This is a genomic window from Lysinibacillus sp. EB106-09-02-XG168 (assembly GCF_058791475.1).
In genome coordinates this window covers 1,257,900-1,275,673 of sequence record NZ_JBYTDN010000003.1, presented here as the reverse complement: position 1 = coordinate 1,275,673, position 17,774 = coordinate 1,257,900, and the positions used below count along the sequence as shown (strand labels likewise).

The 17,774-nt window shown below is 36.5% G+C and carries 17 protein-coding genes; 1 reads left to right on the top strand and 16 read right to left on the bottom strand.

What is annotated here, in order from left to right; genetic code table 11:
• Positions 1-4 precede the first annotated feature (4 nt).
• Together AC3WSO_RS06895 and yneA are read right to left on the bottom strand one after the other, a co-directional pair.
• Positions 5-670 carry a YneB family resolvase-like protein gene (locus AC3WSO_RS06895; protein WP_386829390.1) on the bottom strand — a complete coding sequence of 222 codons (666 nt, stop codon included), beginning with the start codon at positions 668-670 and terminating at the stop codon, positions 5-7.
• Positions 667-984, bottom strand: a complete 318-nt coding sequence (yneA, locus tag AC3WSO_RS06890) for a cell division suppressor protein YneA (protein ID WP_492529817.1) — start codon at positions 982-984, stop codon at positions 667-669. Before yneA ends, AC3WSO_RS06895 begins: the two co-directional genes overlap by 4 nt.
• Positions 985-1,148: 164 nt before the next feature.
• Between yneA and lexA the strand changes: the two genes are divergently transcribed.
• The gene (gene lexA / locus AC3WSO_RS06885) at positions 1,149-1,766 is read left to right on the top strand and encodes a transcriptional repressor LexA (RefSeq protein WP_492529815.1); all 618 of its coding nucleotides are present in this window, start codon (positions 1,149-1,151) and stop codon (positions 1,764-1,766) included.
• Positions 1,767-1,948: 182 nt separating this feature from the next.
• Here the strand turns inward: lexA and AC3WSO_RS06880 are convergent, their stop codons facing one another.
• The 14 genes from AC3WSO_RS06880 to AC3WSO_RS06815 all read right to left on the bottom strand — a co-directional run bounded on the left by AC3WSO_RS06880 (position 1,949) and on the right by AC3WSO_RS06815 (position 17,728).
• A complete protein-coding gene (locus tag AC3WSO_RS06880; protein ID WP_492529813.1) occupies positions 1,949-2,671 on the bottom strand; it encodes a gamma-glutamyl-gamma-aminobutyrate hydrolase family protein in 723 nt (240 codons plus the stop codon).
• An 88-nt stretch (positions 2,672-2,759) separates the two neighbouring features.
• A complete protein-coding gene (locus tag AC3WSO_RS06875; RefSeq protein ID WP_492529811.1) occupies positions 2,760-3,512 on the bottom strand; it encodes a prepilin peptidase in 753 nt (250 codons plus the stop codon).
• Between the two features lie 57 nt (positions 3,513-3,569).
• On the bottom strand, positions 3,570-4,307 hold the full coding sequence (locus AC3WSO_RS06870) for a potassium transporter (protein WP_492529809.1): 738 nt from the start codon (positions 4,305-4,307) through the stop codon (positions 3,570-3,572).
• On the bottom strand, positions 4,304-4,894 hold the full coding sequence (locus AC3WSO_RS06865; protein ID WP_492529807.1) for a PilN domain-containing protein: 591 nt from the start codon (positions 4,892-4,894) through the stop codon (positions 4,304-4,306). Before AC3WSO_RS06865 ends, AC3WSO_RS06870 begins: the two co-directional genes overlap by 4 nt.
• The gene (pilM, locus tag AC3WSO_RS06860) at positions 4,894-5,865 is read right to left on the bottom strand and encodes a type IV pilus biogenesis protein PilM (protein WP_492529805.1); all 972 of its coding nucleotides are present in this window, start codon (positions 5,863-5,865) and stop codon (positions 4,894-4,896) included. The genes AC3WSO_RS06865 and pilM overlap by 1 nt, the downstream gene beginning before the upstream one ends.
• 101 nt (positions 5,866-5,966) lie before the next feature.
• Positions 5,967-6,431, bottom strand: a complete 465-nt coding sequence (locus AC3WSO_RS06855) for a prepilin-type N-terminal cleavage/methylation domain-containing protein (RefSeq protein ID WP_492529803.1) — start codon at positions 6,429-6,431, stop codon at positions 5,967-5,969.
• A 110-nt stretch (positions 6,432-6,541) separates the two neighbouring features.
• A complete protein-coding gene (locus tag AC3WSO_RS06850; protein WP_492529801.1) occupies positions 6,542-7,747 on the bottom strand; it encodes a type II secretion system F family protein in 1,206 nt (401 codons plus the stop codon).
• The gene (locus AC3WSO_RS06845) at positions 7,744-8,793 is read right to left on the bottom strand and encodes a type IV pilus twitching motility protein PilT (protein WP_492529799.1); all 1,050 of its coding nucleotides are present in this window, start codon (positions 8,791-8,793) and stop codon (positions 7,744-7,746) included. Before AC3WSO_RS06845 ends, AC3WSO_RS06850 begins: the two co-directional genes overlap by 4 nt.
• A 14-nt stretch (positions 8,794-8,807) precedes the next feature.
• Positions 8,808-10,478: a GspE/PulE family protein gene (locus AC3WSO_RS06840; RefSeq protein WP_492529797.1), complete on the bottom strand. Its 1,671-nt coding sequence runs from the start codon at positions 10,476-10,478 to the stop codon at positions 8,808-8,810.
• Positions 10,479-10,496: 18 nt separating this feature from the next.
• The gene (locus AC3WSO_RS06835) at positions 10,497-11,867 is read right to left on the bottom strand and encodes a VanW family protein (protein WP_492529795.1); all 1,371 of its coding nucleotides are present in this window, start codon (positions 11,865-11,867) and stop codon (positions 10,497-10,499) included.
• Positions 11,868-12,431: 564 nt separating this feature from the next.
• Positions 12,432-13,964: a pilus assembly PilX N-terminal domain-containing protein gene (locus tag AC3WSO_RS06830; RefSeq protein WP_492529793.1), complete on the bottom strand. Its 1,533-nt coding sequence runs from the start codon at positions 13,962-13,964 to the stop codon at positions 12,432-12,434.
• The gene (locus tag AC3WSO_RS06825) at positions 13,965-14,384 is read right to left on the bottom strand and encodes a hypothetical protein (RefSeq protein WP_492529791.1); all 420 of its coding nucleotides are present in this window, start codon (positions 14,382-14,384) and stop codon (positions 13,965-13,967) included. It lies immediately after the preceding gene.
• A 44-nt stretch (positions 14,385-14,428) separates the two neighbouring features.
• Positions 14,429-14,878, bottom strand: coding sequence for a type IV pilus modification PilV family protein (locus AC3WSO_RS06820; RefSeq protein ID WP_492529788.1), 450 nt, complete (start codon positions 14,876-14,878; stop codon positions 14,429-14,431).
• Between the two features lie 744 nt (positions 14,879-15,622).
• A complete protein-coding gene (locus AC3WSO_RS06815; RefSeq protein ID WP_492529786.1) occupies positions 15,623-17,728 on the bottom strand; it encodes a DUF2339 domain-containing protein in 2,106 nt (701 codons plus the stop codon).
• Positions 17,729-17,774: the final 46 nt, after the last annotated feature.

Sequence of the window (17,774 nt, the reverse complement as noted above, 5' to 3'; positions counted from 1 at the left end):
AACGTTACTTTATTTCGTTTCCCTCTAAATGTTCCCGATATCTCCTATGGACAGTGGCTTTGCTTACATCAAAGCCTAGCCCCCTAAGAGTCATAGCTATTTCCTCAAATGTGAAACCTCGATTGCGGAGTTTGACGATTTCTTCTATAGGGACATCTTTACGTTCTTGGCCGTTTGGATTTCCTCGATTAGATAAATTATTTTCAGGGCGGTAGCCATTTTCAACTGCACGACGCATGCCACGACGTATTTTAGCATTATGGATTCTACGCTGGTACTCCTCTACAATTGCTAAAATTTCTAGGAGCATCGTATCCATTTCATTTAATTGTACAGGTCCCGCGTCTCGCATAGAGAAGACATTAGTTTCAGTTTTCTGCAATAAATGCAAAACGGCCATTCGAGCATTTCCACGTCCTAAACGTGTTTCATCCTGCACAAATAATGCTGTTACTTCTTTTTCTTTTATGAAATCGAGCATTTCTAGTAAACCTTCTCGTTCCACATCATAGCCGCTATGCTTATCCTTAAAAACAAGTTTCACTTCGTAGCCCTGTTCTTTTGCATAGCGTACTAACTCCTCCTCCTGTCGCTCTAACGAGGAGCTTTGTGTCTCTTTTTCTGTACTCACACGGCAATAGACAACAGCCGATTGTTGTTTTGTTATCATTTTACATTTCTCGCAATTTCAATTGAATTTATAGGATGGGGTTGGTCGTCACCCACTACTGGAATCACTAGAGAATTACCTGCAATAATTCGTACGTTCGATAATTCATTTTCTGCCTTAACAAGCTTAATCCAATCATCCGACTTCATTTTACCACGGTATTGTTCGGCTAACGACCATAAGCTATCACCATGCTCGATTTCAATTTCTGCGTATGTAACATCGCCTGGATCTGTTATAAAAAGATATGCTGTAAATAGTAGACAAGCTCCTAATAAAATTGTAATATGTGGATTTTTTTCAAACCAGTTCATGTGTATAACCCCTTTTCGAGAATGTTTGTTCGGAATATATGTTCTTATATTAATGCGAACAAACGTTTTTGTCAAACACTTTTCGAACCTATGTTTGCTTAAGTGTTCGCATTCTGCTATACTACATAATAAGTAGAATGATTAGAAAAAAGAGGTGAGCAATCATGAAAAAAGTTTCGAAAAGACAAGAGGCCATATTAGATTTCATTAAAGAAGAGGTACGCGCAAAGGGGTATCCGCCATCTGTACGTGAGATTGGTGAAGCAGTTGGACTTGCTTCAAGCTCTACGGTTCATGGACATTTAGCTCGTTTGGAGCAAAAAGGCTTAATTCGACGCGATCCAACTAAACCACGTGCCATTGAAATTCTAGAGCCAGAGGATTCTATTCAAAAGCAACATGTTATACATGTACCACTTGTGGGGAAAGTTACTGCGGGTTCTCCGATAACTGCTGTTGAAAATATCGATGAATATTTCCCGCTACTGGATATTTATGGTACAAGTGAAGATCAGTTATTTATGCTAGAAATTATGGGCGAATCAATGATTGAAGCTGGCATTTTAGACGGAGATTTAGTTATTGTTAAACAAAAATCAACAGCTGATAATGGTGATATTGTCGTAGCAATGACTGAAGAGAATGAAGCAACTGTAAAGCGTTTCTTTAAGGAAAAAAGTCATTTCCGTTTACAGCCTGAGAACGCAACAATGGAGCCCATTATCGTAGACCAAGTTTCTATTTTGGGGCATGTTGTAGGTCTTTATCGTCGTGTTCATTAAAAGTATCTCAATAGCAACGTACAAAAAGAGGATTTTATGTTCGCAAATGGGCATATACCTCTTTTTCTTATTTTTTGAGTACCATTTTATACACTAAAAAAGAACCCACTTATATGGATTCTTCCCTCTAGCAATGTCTTTAGTTTAATTTCCGTCTTAAGCCATGTAATGCTTATCCAGTTTTATGCCTCTACCTTGAATTTCAAACTCGCCTTTACAAATGCAGTGAATAATTTTTTTGATGCTTCATCTCCAGCAATAGCTAGCTCTTCAGGATGCCATTGTACTGCTAGACAAAATGGTAAATCTTCGTGTACTACGGCTTCAACGATACCATCACTTGATTTGGCTGCCACTTTCAATTTTTCTGCTGCTACGTTTATTGCCTGATGATGAAATGAATTCACCGCAATTTTTTCTTCCTCGATAATCGCTGTTAATAATGTATCCGGTGTTAGATGAACATGATGTGTAACAACGCCACGTGCCGCTTGTTGCGTATGCTTTATTAATTTTTTACTATGATATTCACTATCAATATCCTGATAGAGTGTGCCTCCAAACGCAACATTCAGCATTTGAATCCCTCGACAAATTCCGAAAATCGGCATTTGCCGAATAGAGGCCGCTTCAATCAAGGAAAGTTCTATTGAATCCCTTTCCGGGTGAATCTTTCCTAACTTTGGTGTAGGTTCTGCACTAAAAAGAAATGGATGTACATCATGTCCGCCCGAAAGTAATAATCCGTCCGTCAACGATAAAATTTGTGCTATGTCCTCTTCAACTCCAAGCGGAATTATAAGAGGTACACCCCCAGCTTCAATTATACTTTTGCTATAAGCAGCATTTACTCTTGAGGACAAATCATCCTCCGCAAAGGCTGTTATTCCGATAATTGGTTTCATCTTATCCCCTCCATGATCTTTATCTAGCATTTACTACCTATAAAAGCTTGAAGACTATTAATCATCGAAAGACTCCCCCACTGATTAATTACCAAAATCCAAGATACCAATTCATCAACGCATCCCCATAGAAATAGATAATAATAGCAGCTAAGGCAATAGAAGGTCCGAATGGTATAGGCGTTTTCCTTCCCTGTCCGCGTACTTTTAACACTACTATTCCAACAATCATGCCAATGACAGCAGCTAAAAATAGCGTCAGAAGTGCATGCATTGTCCCGAGTACAAGACCAAGTAAAAAGAATAATTTAATATCGCCACCACCCATTCCACCTCTTGATAGAACAGCTATACAATATAATATGCCAAAACCTACGACAGCCCCAACTATACTGTCCCACCACGGAGACAAAGGAGATATCACGCGTCCAAAAACTAGTAGTGGTAAAAAGAATAATAGCACCTTATCGGGAATAAGCATATACGCAAAATCCGACACCACAATAATGACTAATAATGAAATTAATAATAGCGCTACAAAAAATTCTGCACTAAAGCCTAATTTCCAATAAGCAACAGCAAATAAAAGGCCCGTTATAAGTTCCATTAGTGGATAAATCCAAGAAATTTTTTGCCCACAGCTACTGCATTTTCCACCTAAAAATACATAAGACAATACAGGCACCAAATCAAGCGCCCTCAACTGTCTCTTACAAGAAGTGCAATGCGAAGGCGGACGCACAATGGACTCCTTCAAAGGCACACGTAAGCCAACTACATTAAAAAATGAGCCAAGAACGAGCCCAAATATTAAAACTGTAATTGTATAAGTAATCTCCATTTTATGTCCTCCTATACTAATAGACGCCCATACATATAAGTATGCGCGCCATCTAGATTATTGTTGTCCTTCATAATAGAACGTCGTTACTTGTATGGTTGCTTTTAAGGTTGTATCAGCGTCCTCCTTGAATTTCGCTTCTTCACCCGTTAATGTGAAATCGATAGCATCAATTTTCATCACACGATCAATTTTTTCAATCTCTTTTATAAACTCAACCATTGCTTTATTATCCATTGCGTCAACATCAATATCAAATGTTACTAGTTTTAATTCCTTCGGTAAGGAATCTTTATTGAAAGTAGCAGTTGGGATTTTATCTTTCACTTCAGGTGTTTCATCATTCTTAGCAGCAGCTTGTTCAGCAGCTTGTTCATCTGCTTCAGTTGCAGATTGCTGTGTATCAGCCTGTTCCTCAGAATTTGTCGAGTTAGGATCTGTAATAGTAGAATCCATTACGAGCGAATCATAATTATTAAAGTCCATAGCTTCTACCCGTGTTCCCGTCACCACTTCAATCTCTTCAATATTTCGAATGACTTCATCAATAGCTCGAGTTTGAGGTACTTTTTTACGCAATGTTAAATTACTTGTACCATTTGATTTGCTATTCTTTTCAATTAAAGCAATTTGCTCCTGAAGAGTAGATATTTCTTGTTGAAGAGCGATATTCGAGCTTTCCTTCGCATCTACTTCTTCTAATTTAGGTGTTAATATATAGTAATATAGTGCAAATAAAATGGCTGCAATGAATGCTGTTAAGATAAGAATCGTTGAATTTTTACTACTTGTCATGATTCTCTACCTCCAGCTAGAAATTTAAAATCAATTCCTAATGTAATAGTTGCAGAATAACGTGGTATCTCCTTAAACTTGTTCTTAGCACTTTCTTCCTCTTGTCCAATAGCAACATCAAAATTAGAAATCGTATCAACCTGTATATCATTGAAATAGGGGCTTGCAGTTAGCTTTTCTAAATAAGATGATATAGCTGACATCGTTTCAAAATCAGCCGTAACTTCTACATTTTTTTCACCAAATACATAGTTCCTTAAATACGTTTGCTCTGGTAATAATACTTGTGTTTCATCCATTAAGGGTGTCACCGGATAGGATACATTTTCCACAAATTGTACGGATTGCTCCAATGAGCCTTGGTTCGCATTTTCCTTACCATCTAACTCCATTTGAAGTTGTTCGCGTTGTGATGAAAGCTCCACTTCCTGCGCACTTAATTTTGTAAGATCACTTTTTGCTTGGAAAAACAAGAAAATCATATATCCTACTATCATACCAATAAGAATAATAAATACTACATATATTAAAGTAGGTGTTGAATGCTTCTTTTCCAAATTCGGCAAGAGGTTAATTTCTGGTACCATCAGTTAACCTCCTTTAATGCAAGTCCAATTAAGCTTGCAAATTTATCCGAAAATTGAGGGAATGATTTTTGGATGACTGAATCATTTAACATAATAATTGGTGTCGAAAAATTATTTTCTAAAAACTCTTTAACGGTTGAAAGCAGTGGATTATCTCCTAAAATGATAATCTCATCTACACTTTTCTCACCTTTATGTAAGGAAAACTTAAAAAAATTCATAATACGATCGATTTCAAGCATTTGATCGGTAAGAATCATACGATACTCACCCTCGACTTCTGAATGATAAGAAAAACGATACTCTTCAATCTCTTTAGGCTTCCATTCCGATAAATCTGTATCAAATGATTGGTATCGTAAAAACTCCAGTTGACCAAATGAAAAAATACTTATCGACAATTCATTGATTGACCAATCCGCTATCAAATATGTTCGATCGTCCTTTATTAACTGCAAATACTCTAATAGACGAATATTACACAATGCTCGAATATCTGCCGCTTGTGGTTCTAATGTAGCATCGAGTAAAAGTCCAATCATTTTAGACACTTCTTCTGAAGGTGCTGCAAATAACATGGCCTGTCCATCACTAGGATTTGGGTCATACACATCAATAAGAGGATCTTGAAATGGAAGATGAATGGACTGACCAAGCTCCATTTCCACATAACCTTTTAATTCATTCCACTCTATATCTTCAGGATGCTCAAAGCTCTTTAACAAAACGGAAGTATCCGGTACAAAAATACGCGCATTTTGCTTTTTGCCAGCCCATTTTGTCACATCATTTTTCATGACATCAAACAATTCCATTTCATCATGAATAACAGATCCTTCCACAATTCCATGTGCTAATGGCATTTCATAGCCCCTCCATTGCGATGGATCAGCACCTTTTGCCACAATCGCACGCAATATATAATCTTTTATTTCAATCGACACATGCGATTTTTTCTTTTTTGTAAACATGTGAAAAGATGCCTCCTTTTTCCTTTTATAACAAAATTCAAATATATTAATCTTTCATTTGAACATCCAATTCATGAATTGGATGTTCTTTGAAAGATTAATTACTTATTCATAGCTCGATTTAATGCTTCGTCAGTAATTTCTTTAACTCCAGATCCCGGTGTAAAACCTTCGACAGTAAATTTCTCTATATTTTTAATATTAGCTAATTTACTATAATGTATAGTATATGTTTTTTTGCCGTCTGTACCTTTAATATATTCTACTCTATCATCGGCTATTAATTCACCGTCAAAAACGTCTTTAAGAACTTTTGTATCACAGGTAACAGTAGCTTGACTCGTATCACCACAAGCTCCATCAGCAATAGCAATTTTTGCACCCGCTAGGATACCAGCAGCATCTGAAAGGATTGCTTTGTCTTTAGAATTATTAATAATATTCCCAATCGCAGGAATAGCAATTGCTGCAATAATCGCTAGAATTACGATTACTGCTAATAACTCGATAAGCGTTAAACCTTTTTGATTTTTTAATAGTTTTTTGTTTAAGATTTTTTTGAACATCGGTGTTCCTCCTTATAAATTGTTATGATTAGTCCGAAATATGTACCCCTACAACAACAACTACAACTACTACAGTCTTTTCTATACCACCCCCTTAAAAGTTAGTACACTTACATATTTTCGTATAATGCGAACATTGGTAGGAAAATTGCTGCGACAATCACACCTACTACTGCTGCTAGAACTAATATCATCAATGGTTCCACGAGCGACTTTAATGTATCAACCGAGCGATCTACCTCATCCTCATAGAAATCGGCTATCTTCTCGAGCATATAATCAAGAGAACCTGTTTTTTCCCCGATAGATGTCATTTGGGTTACTAACGGAGGAAATAGCCAACTTTTTTCTAATGGCTCAGATAAGGTACCGCCTTTTTCTAGGTTATCTCTTGCCTCCAGTACAACTTTTCCTACGACTGGATTTCCTACAACCTTTTCGACAATTGTAAGTGCATGTAGAATTGGCACTGAACTACTGAACAAAGAAGATAAGGTTCTAGTCATACGAGCAATTACATTTTTTTGCATTAAAATACCAAATACAGGAATTCTTAATAATGCATAATTCACATTGTAATGAAATTGCTTATTATTTTTATAGAAGAATCTAAATAGAAAAATCGACAATAAGAGGATCCCAATTGCAAAATACCAGTATGCTATTAACCAATCCGAAATACTGACAACAACGACAGTTAAAATCGGCATTTCTATGTCCATTTCTTCAAAAGTAGCCATAAACGTCGGAACGATAAATATCATTAGAAACATACCTACAGCAATTGTCAGCACTGATAAAATAGCCGGATATGCCAATGCTGATTGTACTTTCTTCTTAATTTTGAATTGTTTTTCAAGTGTCCCTGCTAAACGCTCTAAAGTCTCATCGATATTCCCCGTTGCCTCACCTGAGCGCATCATATTAACAAACATGACAGGAAAAACCTTTGGGTGCTTAGCCGCTGCATCTGAAAACGCTGTCCCCCCGCGTATATCCTCTTCCACTTGTTCTAATGCTTTTTTCAATGCTTTACTTTTCGTTTGACCACTTAAAATATGTGTCGCCTCTACAATGGAAACGCCAGCTCGGATTAGTGTTGCATATTGGCGACAGTAAATAACGAAATCCTGATGCTTTACTTTACCGCCAATATTTAAGTCTTTGTGTAAAATGCTTTTAGACTCTTCCAGCTCACGGGCATTAATGCCTTGTGCTCGTAATTTTTCAAGTGCTACTTTTTTGTTAGTCGCGTCAATGATTCCTTTTTTGTGTGAACCAGTTTTTGTGCGTCCACTATATCGAAAAACGGTCAATTATAATCCCCCGCATTCATATATGGCCTTGCTTCTTCCAAAGAAATTTTCCCCATTGCTATTAGCTGCTGCATAGAAGATTCCAAAGTATGCATACCTAAAGATTTACTCGTCTGCATTACAGTAGGAATTTGGTGAACTTTTTCATTCCGAATTAAATTTGAAATAGATGGTGCTTGTACTAATATTTCAGTTGCAGCAATACGTCCCTTGGCGTCCTTACGTACAAATAAACGCTGTGAAACAATGCCCACTAAAACATTTGCTAGTTGTACACGAATTTGTCCCTGCTGATGGGGTGGAAAAACATCTATAATACGATCAATCGTAGTCGGAGCACTGCTTGTATGTAATGTCGCCATCACTAAATGGCCCGTTTCTGCCGCTGTAATGGCCGTTGAAATCGTTTCGTAATCCCGCATCTCACCTACTAAAATAATGTCGGGATCTTGACGAAGAGCAGCACGCAAACCATTGGAAAAGCTCTTGGTATCAACCCCTACTTCACGTTGATTGATAATAGATTTTTTGTGTGCATGTAAATATTCAATCGGGTCCTCAAGCGTTATAATATGCTTTGATTTTGTTTCATTAATATGATCAATCATTGCAGCAAGCGTTGTAGATTTTCCCGAACCTGTTGGACCAGTCACTAAAATAAGTCCCTGTGGTTTTTCGGCTAATTGATACAGTACCTGTGGCATATTTAACGATTCAATGGAAGGGATTTTTGCTTCAATTAAACGGGCAGCTATTGTCACTTCATTGCGTTGATGATATGTATTTACACGAAAACGACATTTCCCGGGCAATGAATAGTTGAAATCAGTTTCCCCTTTATCATGAAATTCTTGTAATTTATGCTCAGGTAAAATAGTTTTCACCATAGTTTGTAATTCTTCGGGAGTTAGTAATTCACTCCCATAATGCTCTAGTTGTCCATGGATACGATAAACCGGCGGGATCCCCTTTGTTAAATGAAGGTCAGACGCTTTCTCTTCAAATGCACGTGTTAATAGCTCATCAATATTTCTAAATGTTGTCATGAACGATTCACATCCTAATCTACATTTGCTACACGCAATACTTCTGAAGTAGTTGTTAGTCCTTCTACTACTTTTAACAACCCATCTACTAGTAATGTGTAATAGCCTTCTTGTTTCATATAATTGCGGATCACACTATCGCTACTTCGACTTAAAATCATTTCTTTAATATTGCGGTCGATTGGTAAAATTTCATGAATAGCCATCCGTCCACGATACCCTGTTTGATTACACGAAGGGCAACCTCTTCCGCGTCTACCATGTGTGAAACCTTCAATGCCGTTATTACGCATTATTTCTAATTCATGGTTAGTAAAAGTATAATCTTCTCCACAATCTCGACAAATTCGTCGTACTAAGCGCTGTGCCATAATTCCTACAAGTGAGGAGGATAATAAAAATGGCTCTACCCCCATATCCTGAAGTCGAGAAATCGACTCGACTGCACTATTTGTATGTAAAGTACTTAAGACTAAATGCCCTGTTAACGAGGCACGTACTGCTATTTGCGCCGTTTCAAAATCCCTAACTTCACCTATCATTACAATATCTGGATCTTGGCGCAAAATTGAACGCAATCCTGTGGCAAAAGTTAAGCCTACTTCTTCTTTCACTTGAATTTGGTTTATCCCATCAAGCTGATATTCAACCGGATCCTCAACTGTAATAATGTTGACACCCTCTTCATTCAAGTTAGTTAAGGCAGCATATAATGTCGATGATTTTCCTGATCCTGTAGGACCGGTAATGAGCAGAATCCCATTCGGATTGGCAATCATGTTTCGGAAAAGGGCCTCGTTTTGCTCTGTAAAACCAAGCTTGTCAATAGAATTGGCAACACTACTTAAGTCTAAAATACGCATGACAACTTTTTCTCCATAAACAGTTGGAAGTGTCGAAAGTCGAATATCTACTGGCCTGAAATTAACATTCGTTTTAATACGTCCATCTTGAGGAATTCGATTTTCCGTGATATTTAAATTCCCCATAATTTTAATACGTGCTAATACTATATTTTGCATATGTTTCGGTAAAGAGCGCTCTGTTCTCAAAACGCCATCCACTCGATAACGAACCCTCAACTCCGTCTCCTGTGGGTCAAAGTGGATATCGCTTGCTCTTTGGGCAACTCCGTTAGCAATGATCTGGTTAACTAGGCGAACAATTGGAGAATCCTCTCGTTCAATTTCTTCCTGTGTTTCAGCAACTGTCGCACCTATGTCGAGCAATGCAGCTTCCATAGATTCTTGCAGATCATAGTATTTCGTTAGCGTACGATATAAATCATCCTTAGCCGCAATACTGGTTTCGATTTGGCAGCCCGTCGCCATACGTACTTCTTCAATTGCAAAATAATCCATTGGGTCAGCCATCGCGATAAACAGTTTATTTTTTTCACGACGGATTGGAATAATATTTGTTCGTTTAGCGAGTTCAGCCGGAACAAGCTGAAGTAAATCCGGGCTGATAGAATATTGATTCAAATGAATGTGTGGGATTCCTAGTTGAAACTCTAGTACTTCAATTAGCTGTTGCTCGGTTAAAATATTTTCTTTTATAAGAAAATCGCCTAATTTCTCTTCTTTTGTTTTGTTTGTCAGAGCAAATTCTAATTGCACATTTGTAATAACACCCGATTCGACTAGTAAATCACCTAAGCGCTTTCGTCCAGTTTTTACGACCATTCGCGTTTGCTCCTCTCTTTACGGGCTAGTTTGTATAAAATTTCCACCTTTATCGTAGTAGCCGTATACAATTTCAGGGTCATTCGGCTCTTTTGAAGTGTTCGTATTTGCAGATGTATCTTTATTCGTTTTTGTAGCATTATTGCCGGATTCTTTTTCAGATTGTGTATCCGGTAATCCATCTCCATCTATATCCATTTGTAAGTCTGGATCATTAGAAATTACCTTATCCGTTCCACTACCGTTTTCTGGAACAACAGGCTGTCTTGAAGATTTCACAATGATTTTATTAACGGGTGGATAATAGTCACGGCTGACTAGTTCCTCCGTGGAGTTACCATTTTCTAAAATCGAACGATAAACTTCGACCCGTACCCCTTCTTGACCTTTTTGGATAACCTCTTCGCTGCCTACTGGTAAGTCTTTAGAATAGCGAATAATGACCCGTGGTTGTATGACCTTATCTTTACTAACTCGAACAGTGATTTCTTTTTCTTTCTTTTGAGCTAATAATTCCACTTTTAAAGAATCACCTTCTACTGTCAGTTTTAATTTATTCGGTTGATCCGACCGGTTTATAAATTGCAAATCTTTATCTAACGCTTGGTTTACTTTCGCATCCAGACCTTGTTGTAAATAATTTGGCTTCTCTCCTTGGGAATGTCTCTCTGAAATCTCATATTCGGTTTGAAGAGCAACATGATAAAGCATAGAGGCGACGAAATTAATCGCTTCACTATCTGATTCTTCATAATTTTCTTCTATCATTGTTAAAAAAGAAAACGGCTCATTCGGTAAAACAATAGAATCATTTACCGTATTCGCTAATTTTTCAACACCCATTGCATTTGTGGGGATTTTCTCAATTGATAGAGCTAAACGGTCCGATTCTATTAAATTAGTATCTGCAACTGTTGCAGCGACTTCGTGAGTTTTTAAATTGGAAGCTTCGGTGATAATCGTATTTAAAGTTTTTTCAACCTCCCATACACCGGTAGACTCAAGCTGCTTCTTCACTTGATCATCTACTTCCACTTGTAAGGGTATATGTATCGCTTGTTCTTGCTTCCAGAAAGCAAACCAAGACTTGTCTGTTAAACTATGATATTCAGCTATAGAACTCTCTACATCAAATACAAATAATTTTGGATCCAGTGAAATCGTAATATTGGCTCCTTCTACGCTAACAGGATCGTCTCGCCAAATATTAATAGCTTCTTGCAAAGCATTTTCAATATCATCACCCTCTAAATCCTTAACCGATATTCCTCCTATTGTTGATTCAACACCTTTAGCCAGTGCACTATCTACGATCATATTAGGTACCCAGACTGTTAATAAGATGATTAGAACAGCTACCATTGCGCCTAATTTCAAATATAATTTCATAGCCTCATCACCTTTACAAATATAGTCAAAAAACAAATGTCTATTTACTCATATAAAACAATTACTTTTTATTCATATTTTTACAATACAACACAAACTATATTTTAAAATGAGACTTTTATCCTAAAAATAGTTAAAATTTAGTGAACTTATATTTTACAAGTATGAAATTGTAATTACTATTAAAATGTTGTTTATATGTTTAACGGACTATAAAATCAGGGTATATACTTCCACACAACTTTCGATTTATACATATCGAATCAACCATCCTATGTAGAAAAGACTATTATTTTTAGGTACAATAGAAAGGTTGTATTTTAAATAATCAGAATTCGAATAGTGCCCTACTTCCATTCTCACCAAGAGTTTAGCCAATATTAAAATAAGGGTTATTTAGAAAATCTGATTTTCATCCCAGACATTCTAAATAACCCTTTTCTATTACTTTCCCAATACCACCTCAGCATTGCTCTATAAGCTTCTCAAAAACTACCTGTTTAGTTGGAAAAATAATGTCATTATTAAGAAGACAAGCTTAGTATACTATTGTATACGTGATATTTATTCTACTTCAAGCATACTATTAGAAATTGTTAAATTATTATTTTCTTCAAATACTAAACCACCATTTGATATTGTATCTTCAATCGTTTTCGGTTTGTAAGAAACCGTTGAACCTCCACGGGTATTTACTGCATAAGCCATTATTCCACCTATAACTTCTCCTGATCCTCCCATTTCAACTTTTGCGTCGGGGGCATAAATATATAAGTCGTGATTATAAGCCCCTCCTTCAACAGTGATATTTGATCCACCTGCATACAGATTTCCTTGTACGCTACCATAGCCATTTATTTTTATATCAGCTGATTTAGCATATATAGAGGCTTTTGTTTTTGTATCACCAGTAAAATCCATTAACGAAGTGCCTGTATAATATACACTTAACTGCCCTATGTCTCCTGTCGTATTCATACTTGAACTTCCGCCCAAATTAAAAGAATCCTTAATATACAAAGTTAATCTACCGCTTCCCGTAATATTTAAATGCCCTTCAGAGAAGTTAAAGTTATCTATATATAAATTTTTGTCTGAATTACCTACATCTATAGTTAACGTTATGCCCGCCGAAACCGTAAGTGTTTTCAAATACATATCTTTAGTAAGTGGGAGAGTACCACTAAATGCTTGATACCCATTTATGTGTCCATTTCCTCCACCATCAATCTTAATTGAATTATTTTGTAACGATAATTCAGTTTTATTACCACCAATGGTAACTTGTACCGACTCTGTATACGGTCTTGTGCTTAAACTAGTAAATTCATCATCCGGGAAAGGTGGTAATATATCCTTCGGAAATGCAACATTCCCTATAATCTCATTCGAAACATTCATCCAGCTCAATTTTGAAAATTTATCTGGTGTTGTTCCAATCTTACCAATAATTTCAACACTATCTTGTGTAATGCTAATTTTCCCACTGTCGGAAACAACATCCCCATTAAGTTTACCACCTCCTAGTTCGATGTTTTTTATTGCGTGGATAGCAGCGGAATTTGAAAAACCAGAACCCGTTCCGCCTCCTAAATTGATTGTAATTGTCTGAGCCACTGTTCTCGTTTTCTTGCCAATATTACCAACGGACGTTATTTTATATTGTAATTGGTCAGTGCTTTCTTGATTAATTGTTACATTTGCAAAGGTTTTTTCATTAAATTGTTCATCAAAAGTAACTGTATCAGCATATGTTGTTTGATTCTTTTCAAAGATTTTTTCTAAGCTACTTTCAAATGCATCTATAAAATCTAACTTAAATTTTTCTGGTTTTCTTTTATCAGGAGGTAGCTTATTGAATTTTTTCCTATTTTCATCGTATGTAATTTTAACTAATTGTTCTACTTTGCTTTTTGTACTATTTAAGCCACCTTCCGCAATGTAAAATACAGATTGATCACCTCGCTCATTAGTAGACATCTTTAATGAATTAGCAGTAAGTGTTAAAAGCGTAATTCCAAGAACTGAGATAAAAGCGATTGTCAAAATTACTAAAAGTAATGAATAGCCATTTTCTTGTTTGAGTTTCTTAAACATTTAGCTGCCTCCCCTAAAATAGATAGTTGATGAAAAAGGTTTACTATTCGGCGTTGTAATATCAATAATTACATGACTCCGTTTATCCTCTATTTTAAAATCACGCACATTCGCTGCAATCATTTCATCATTTCTCGTAATCGTCTGATCCTTTTGATGGTATACATAAGTATATTTTTGATTAGTTTGATTGTTTATTAATGTATATTCTGTATACTTATCTAGAGTTTTTTTATAAATTTCCGTAGATTTACGTGTATCTTTAGTAACAACTTTCAAAATATAAGTTGTGTCAGATAATTGAATTGTCGATTTCATTTGTTTATCGCTTGTAGTCTTACTGTTCGTCAAGATAGACATAAGAACAATAGATACAATCGTAGCTATTACAGTAGCAGCCAAAACTTCTAGTAAGGTCATGCCTCTCTCATTTTGGAATTTAGACATATGAACCACCTCTTTTCTTATAAGCTAAAGATATTTTGCACTTTCGCTTTTAATGTCGCCCCTCTTGAATCATAAACTTTGATAGTAATCCTAACGGTATTATCATGCGATATATCTTCAGCATTCACTATTATGATTTCCTTATTTTTAGCATTAGAGGGTGTCACTTTATACTGAGTGTTATTACCTGTTGAATTCACTTCATCCTTTTCAGCTAAGTACGGAAAATTAGATTCCCAAGTTTCGATTGTGGCGGATTTAAAGTAGTTATACATTTTCTCCATTTCCTTTTGCGCTAAATACGTTGCATCAATAATTTGTTCAGAGCTTTTTCCGGTTTTATTCGATTGAATGAGTAAACCGAAAAAGGATAATAAGATGATAGTTATTATAACTAAGGAAGCAACAACCTCAATTAAAGAGAATCCCTCTTGACTTTTAAATAATTTTCTATTTTGACGCTTCATTTTCTCCCTCCTTATACCGATCATACTTTTTAGTAATGTAAGTTAATCAATTATGCCTCGGCATAATTGCGTTCGGAAATCAGCTCTGCGCTTAGGACTGCAGATGTTTTTTTGGCGAAAGCGTAGCGTCAGCTGCAACATGTTTTTGTCTGTGCGAAAGCGAAGCGTCAGCAACAACACGAGGGCCGACTCGATGTCGGTCATTTCGGTAATGCCACAGGACGTGGCGGTATTATCGATGCAGTTCAGTTAGCCGTTATCGCATGGATGATATGGTTTTAGGCTAACATCTCCTAAGCACTCCTTTCCGATTCTGTGACATCCGCCGAGGCTTTGGGCCAACGTGACAGTCGTGTGTTGTTGTTGCCGTTTCGCTTTCGCACAGTTAAATTACCACAGGACGTGACGTTCTTAGACTGAGTTTCTCTATTCAGAGGGCGTTTGGACACCAGCTGAAAGAAGTTAAAATACATTAGACTTAAACACTAAACCAATAGTACTTATAGTAAATAAAGTTTCCTATTAATCGAATCTTTTCTGTGCTAATTATACTATTTCATATATAAACAGCATTTACAACACCACTTTTTCGTATGAATTTGTATTTATTTTTAAATTTTTCAATTCCTAAAATATGTAGATCAAGCTAAGTTTAAAAATCGATTAGATATAAAAAAACCGTTTACCATAAAATAAAGGTAAACGGTTTTAATATTGTTTTATTGAAACACCAATGTATATTATTTATTTTTTCAACAACCTACCCGACAACAGCAACCCAATCCCACCTATCGAAATAAACAGGACAGCTCGTATTAATAAGTCTAAAGCGGATAAATCAAAGAATATAAGCTTAATAAACGCTATCACTAAGATGACAAAACCTGTTAGGCGTAATGTTTGTAAGTTACGCGCCGTGCTAAGCCATAGTGAGATACTCGCTGTCAGGAATAATGTAATCGTTGAAAAGGCAATGCTTAGTTTCCAATCAAGCAAACTATTATGGGAAAGTTGGTAGATGAGACCCCAAATCGATATCATCGTAAGCACAACGCCTGCACATACAATTTGGTCTAGAAGTTTATCTGCTTGCTCTTGATAGATTTGGTAGATGCGGCCCTTCATCAGTACATCAATCATAATTGCTACGATTACAGCAATATACACGATTCTCGTTACTATATTTAGCCACTCGACACCTTGCATATTGTACGGAATAATTTCAAGCATTACGGTGAAGAGAACGAAAAATCCACCAAGGACTGGCGTTAATGCACGCCCCTTGTATTTTGTTGGTACTAAAAGTGATCCCACGAAAAGTAAAGCGAGCATTAAACACGTTAGATGCGGGATATTACCAACACTTGCAAAGTACGATTCATCCAGCTTTCCGATATAGGCTAAGAAGTAACCAGCCGTAATAACCGCTACAATATCAATCATACACATTTCCTTCATAAACTTTGCGAAGGATGTCAGTGTCTCTTTCGGACGCCTCGCATATACATAAATAATTAGGAGATATATCCCCGGCATTATTAAGCTAATATGATCTATGCTGAAGAATGGTGTCGGCTCATGAATAATAAAGTTTAAAGCGACTGTTATTGTAAATGAAAATGAGCCGACAACCTTCATCATACTTGCTCGTAATCGTAAACTCATCATAACGCCTGCAAAGGTGATGAACGGGATGAGCAATTGATCTACTCCCCCTGGTAAATTCATAACTAGTAGCGTATTACATAGTGTAATAAATGCGAGTGTTACGGCACTATCAAATGCCTCCTGCCATTTTTGCTTATAGCCATAACCCGCTACAGCTGCAAACAAGCTGACTACTATGAGTAATAGTGCTTCGCTATATTCAATTGGTCTAATAATAAAATTCAGGAGTAATAAACTAAAAGTTCCTAGACTGAATTGGAGTCCGACATGAATATTTTTCAGCTTAGACTCTGCGTTATATAATCGGCACCAACTCGTGTAAAAAATAGTTAGAACAACAAGGAAACCTATTGCAAAAACAACTCGATTGTCATGATTCATAAACGCTATAATGCTGACAGCTAGCAAAGAGAAAAAGGTTGCTAGATAGAATGCCAACTTCTGCTTATGTTGAAGAATGACAAATTGCAGCATCATAAATAGCACAACCACATAGATTAAGATAATAACAGGACTAAAATCCATATATTCTAGTAAATATGGTAGTAATAATGATGTAAACGCTACAAATATTGTTAGTACTTCGTTTTTCTTCAAATAGCTAATAACAATACCGTAGCCGATATAAACAACGGCAATAACAAGTGCCATCGTTAAACCTATAATTTCATACAATATCGCACTTGCGGCTGTTGTTAATATACCAACAATAAATGCACCACCATATAAAGAAATTGTTATGGCCGATGATCCTGTTTTTTTACGCTCTAACACATAAGCTATTACTGCTAAGGCAAGAGATAATACGTAGGCAAGGATAATTTTAACTTCGTTCGCTAAATAGCCATAATCACTCACAAGCTTAAGACCCCAAAGCACCCCCATCACTAAAATGACCATAAATACTTTTGGAAGTGCCCACATAATACGCTCTTCAAACGTTCGCTGTGGCTCCATCTTTTTTTCTGGAGATGGTATTGTTTTTGGCTTTGGTTCCAAGTTTGAATTTGGCTTTGGACTTTGCGCTAGTTTTGGCGCAGATTGCTCAATAATGGATTTTCTGATGTTCAATGTACTTGTTTTATCAACAGATTGCAGACGCTTTAAGCCCTCTAATTCCTGCCGCAAATCCATCATTTCCTGCTCGAGCTTGTCAACCCTTCGCTCCATTTCAAGCGACATTCAATCGTCCTCCCTACTTTACCTTTATCAATTTTTACCATTATAA

Excerpts from the sequence above, each read along its gene's own strand:
- AC3WSO_RS06895 (WP_386829390.1), bottom strand. The coding sequence starts at position 670 with ATGATAACAAAACAACAATCGGCTGTTGTCTATTGCCGTGTGAGTACA.
- yneA (WP_492529817.1), bottom strand. The coding sequence starts at position 984 with ATGAACTGGTTTGAAAAAAATCCACATATTACAATTTTATTAGGAGCT.
- lexA (WP_492529815.1), top strand. The coding sequence starts at position 1,149 with ATGAAAAAAGTTTCGAAAAGACAAGAGGCCATATTAGATTTCATTAAA.
- AC3WSO_RS06880 (WP_492529813.1), bottom strand. The coding sequence starts at position 2,671 with ATGAAACCAATTATCGGAATAACAGCCTTTGCGGAGGATGATTTGTCC.
- AC3WSO_RS06875 (WP_492529811.1), bottom strand. The coding sequence starts at position 3,512 with ATGGAGATTACTTATACAATTACAGTTTTAATATTTGGGCTCGTTCTT.
- AC3WSO_RS06870 (WP_492529809.1), bottom strand. The coding sequence starts at position 4,307 with ATGACAAGTAGTAAAAATTCAACGATTCTTATCTTAACAGCATTCATT.
- AC3WSO_RS06865 (WP_492529807.1), bottom strand. The coding sequence starts at position 4,894 with ATGGTACCAGAAATTAACCTCTTGCCGAATTTGGAAAAGAAGCATTCA.
- pilM (WP_492529805.1), bottom strand. The coding sequence starts at position 5,865 with ATGTTTACAAAAAAGAAAAAATCGCATGTGTCGATTGAAATAAAAGAT.
- AC3WSO_RS06855 (WP_492529803.1), bottom strand. The coding sequence starts at position 6,431 with ATGTTCAAAAAAATCTTAAACAAAAAACTATTAAAAAATCAAAAAGGT.
- AC3WSO_RS06845 (WP_492529799.1), bottom strand. The coding sequence starts at position 8,793 with ATGACAACATTTAGAAATATTGATGAGCTATTAACACGTGCATTTGAA.
- AC3WSO_RS06840 (WP_492529797.1), bottom strand. The coding sequence starts at position 10,478 with ATGGTCGTAAAAACTGGACGAAAGCGCTTAGGTGATTTACTAGTCGAA.
- AC3WSO_RS06835 (WP_492529795.1), bottom strand. The coding sequence starts at position 11,867 with ATGAAATTATATTTGAAATTAGGCGCAATGGTAGCTGTTCTAATCATC.
- AC3WSO_RS06830 (WP_492529793.1), bottom strand. The coding sequence starts at position 13,964 with ATGTTTAAGAAACTCAAACAAGAAAATGGCTATTCATTACTTTTAGTA.
- AC3WSO_RS06825 (WP_492529791.1), bottom strand. The coding sequence starts at position 14,384 with ATGACCTTACTAGAAGTTTTGGCTGCTACTGTAATAGCTACGATTGTA.
- AC3WSO_RS06820 (WP_492529788.1), bottom strand. The coding sequence starts at position 14,878 with ATGAAGCGTCAAAATAGAAAATTATTTAAAAGTCAAGAGGGATTCTCT.
- AC3WSO_RS06815 (WP_492529786.1), bottom strand. The coding sequence starts at position 17,728 with ATGTCGCTTGAAATGGAGCGAAGGGTTGACAAGCTCGAGCAGGAAATG.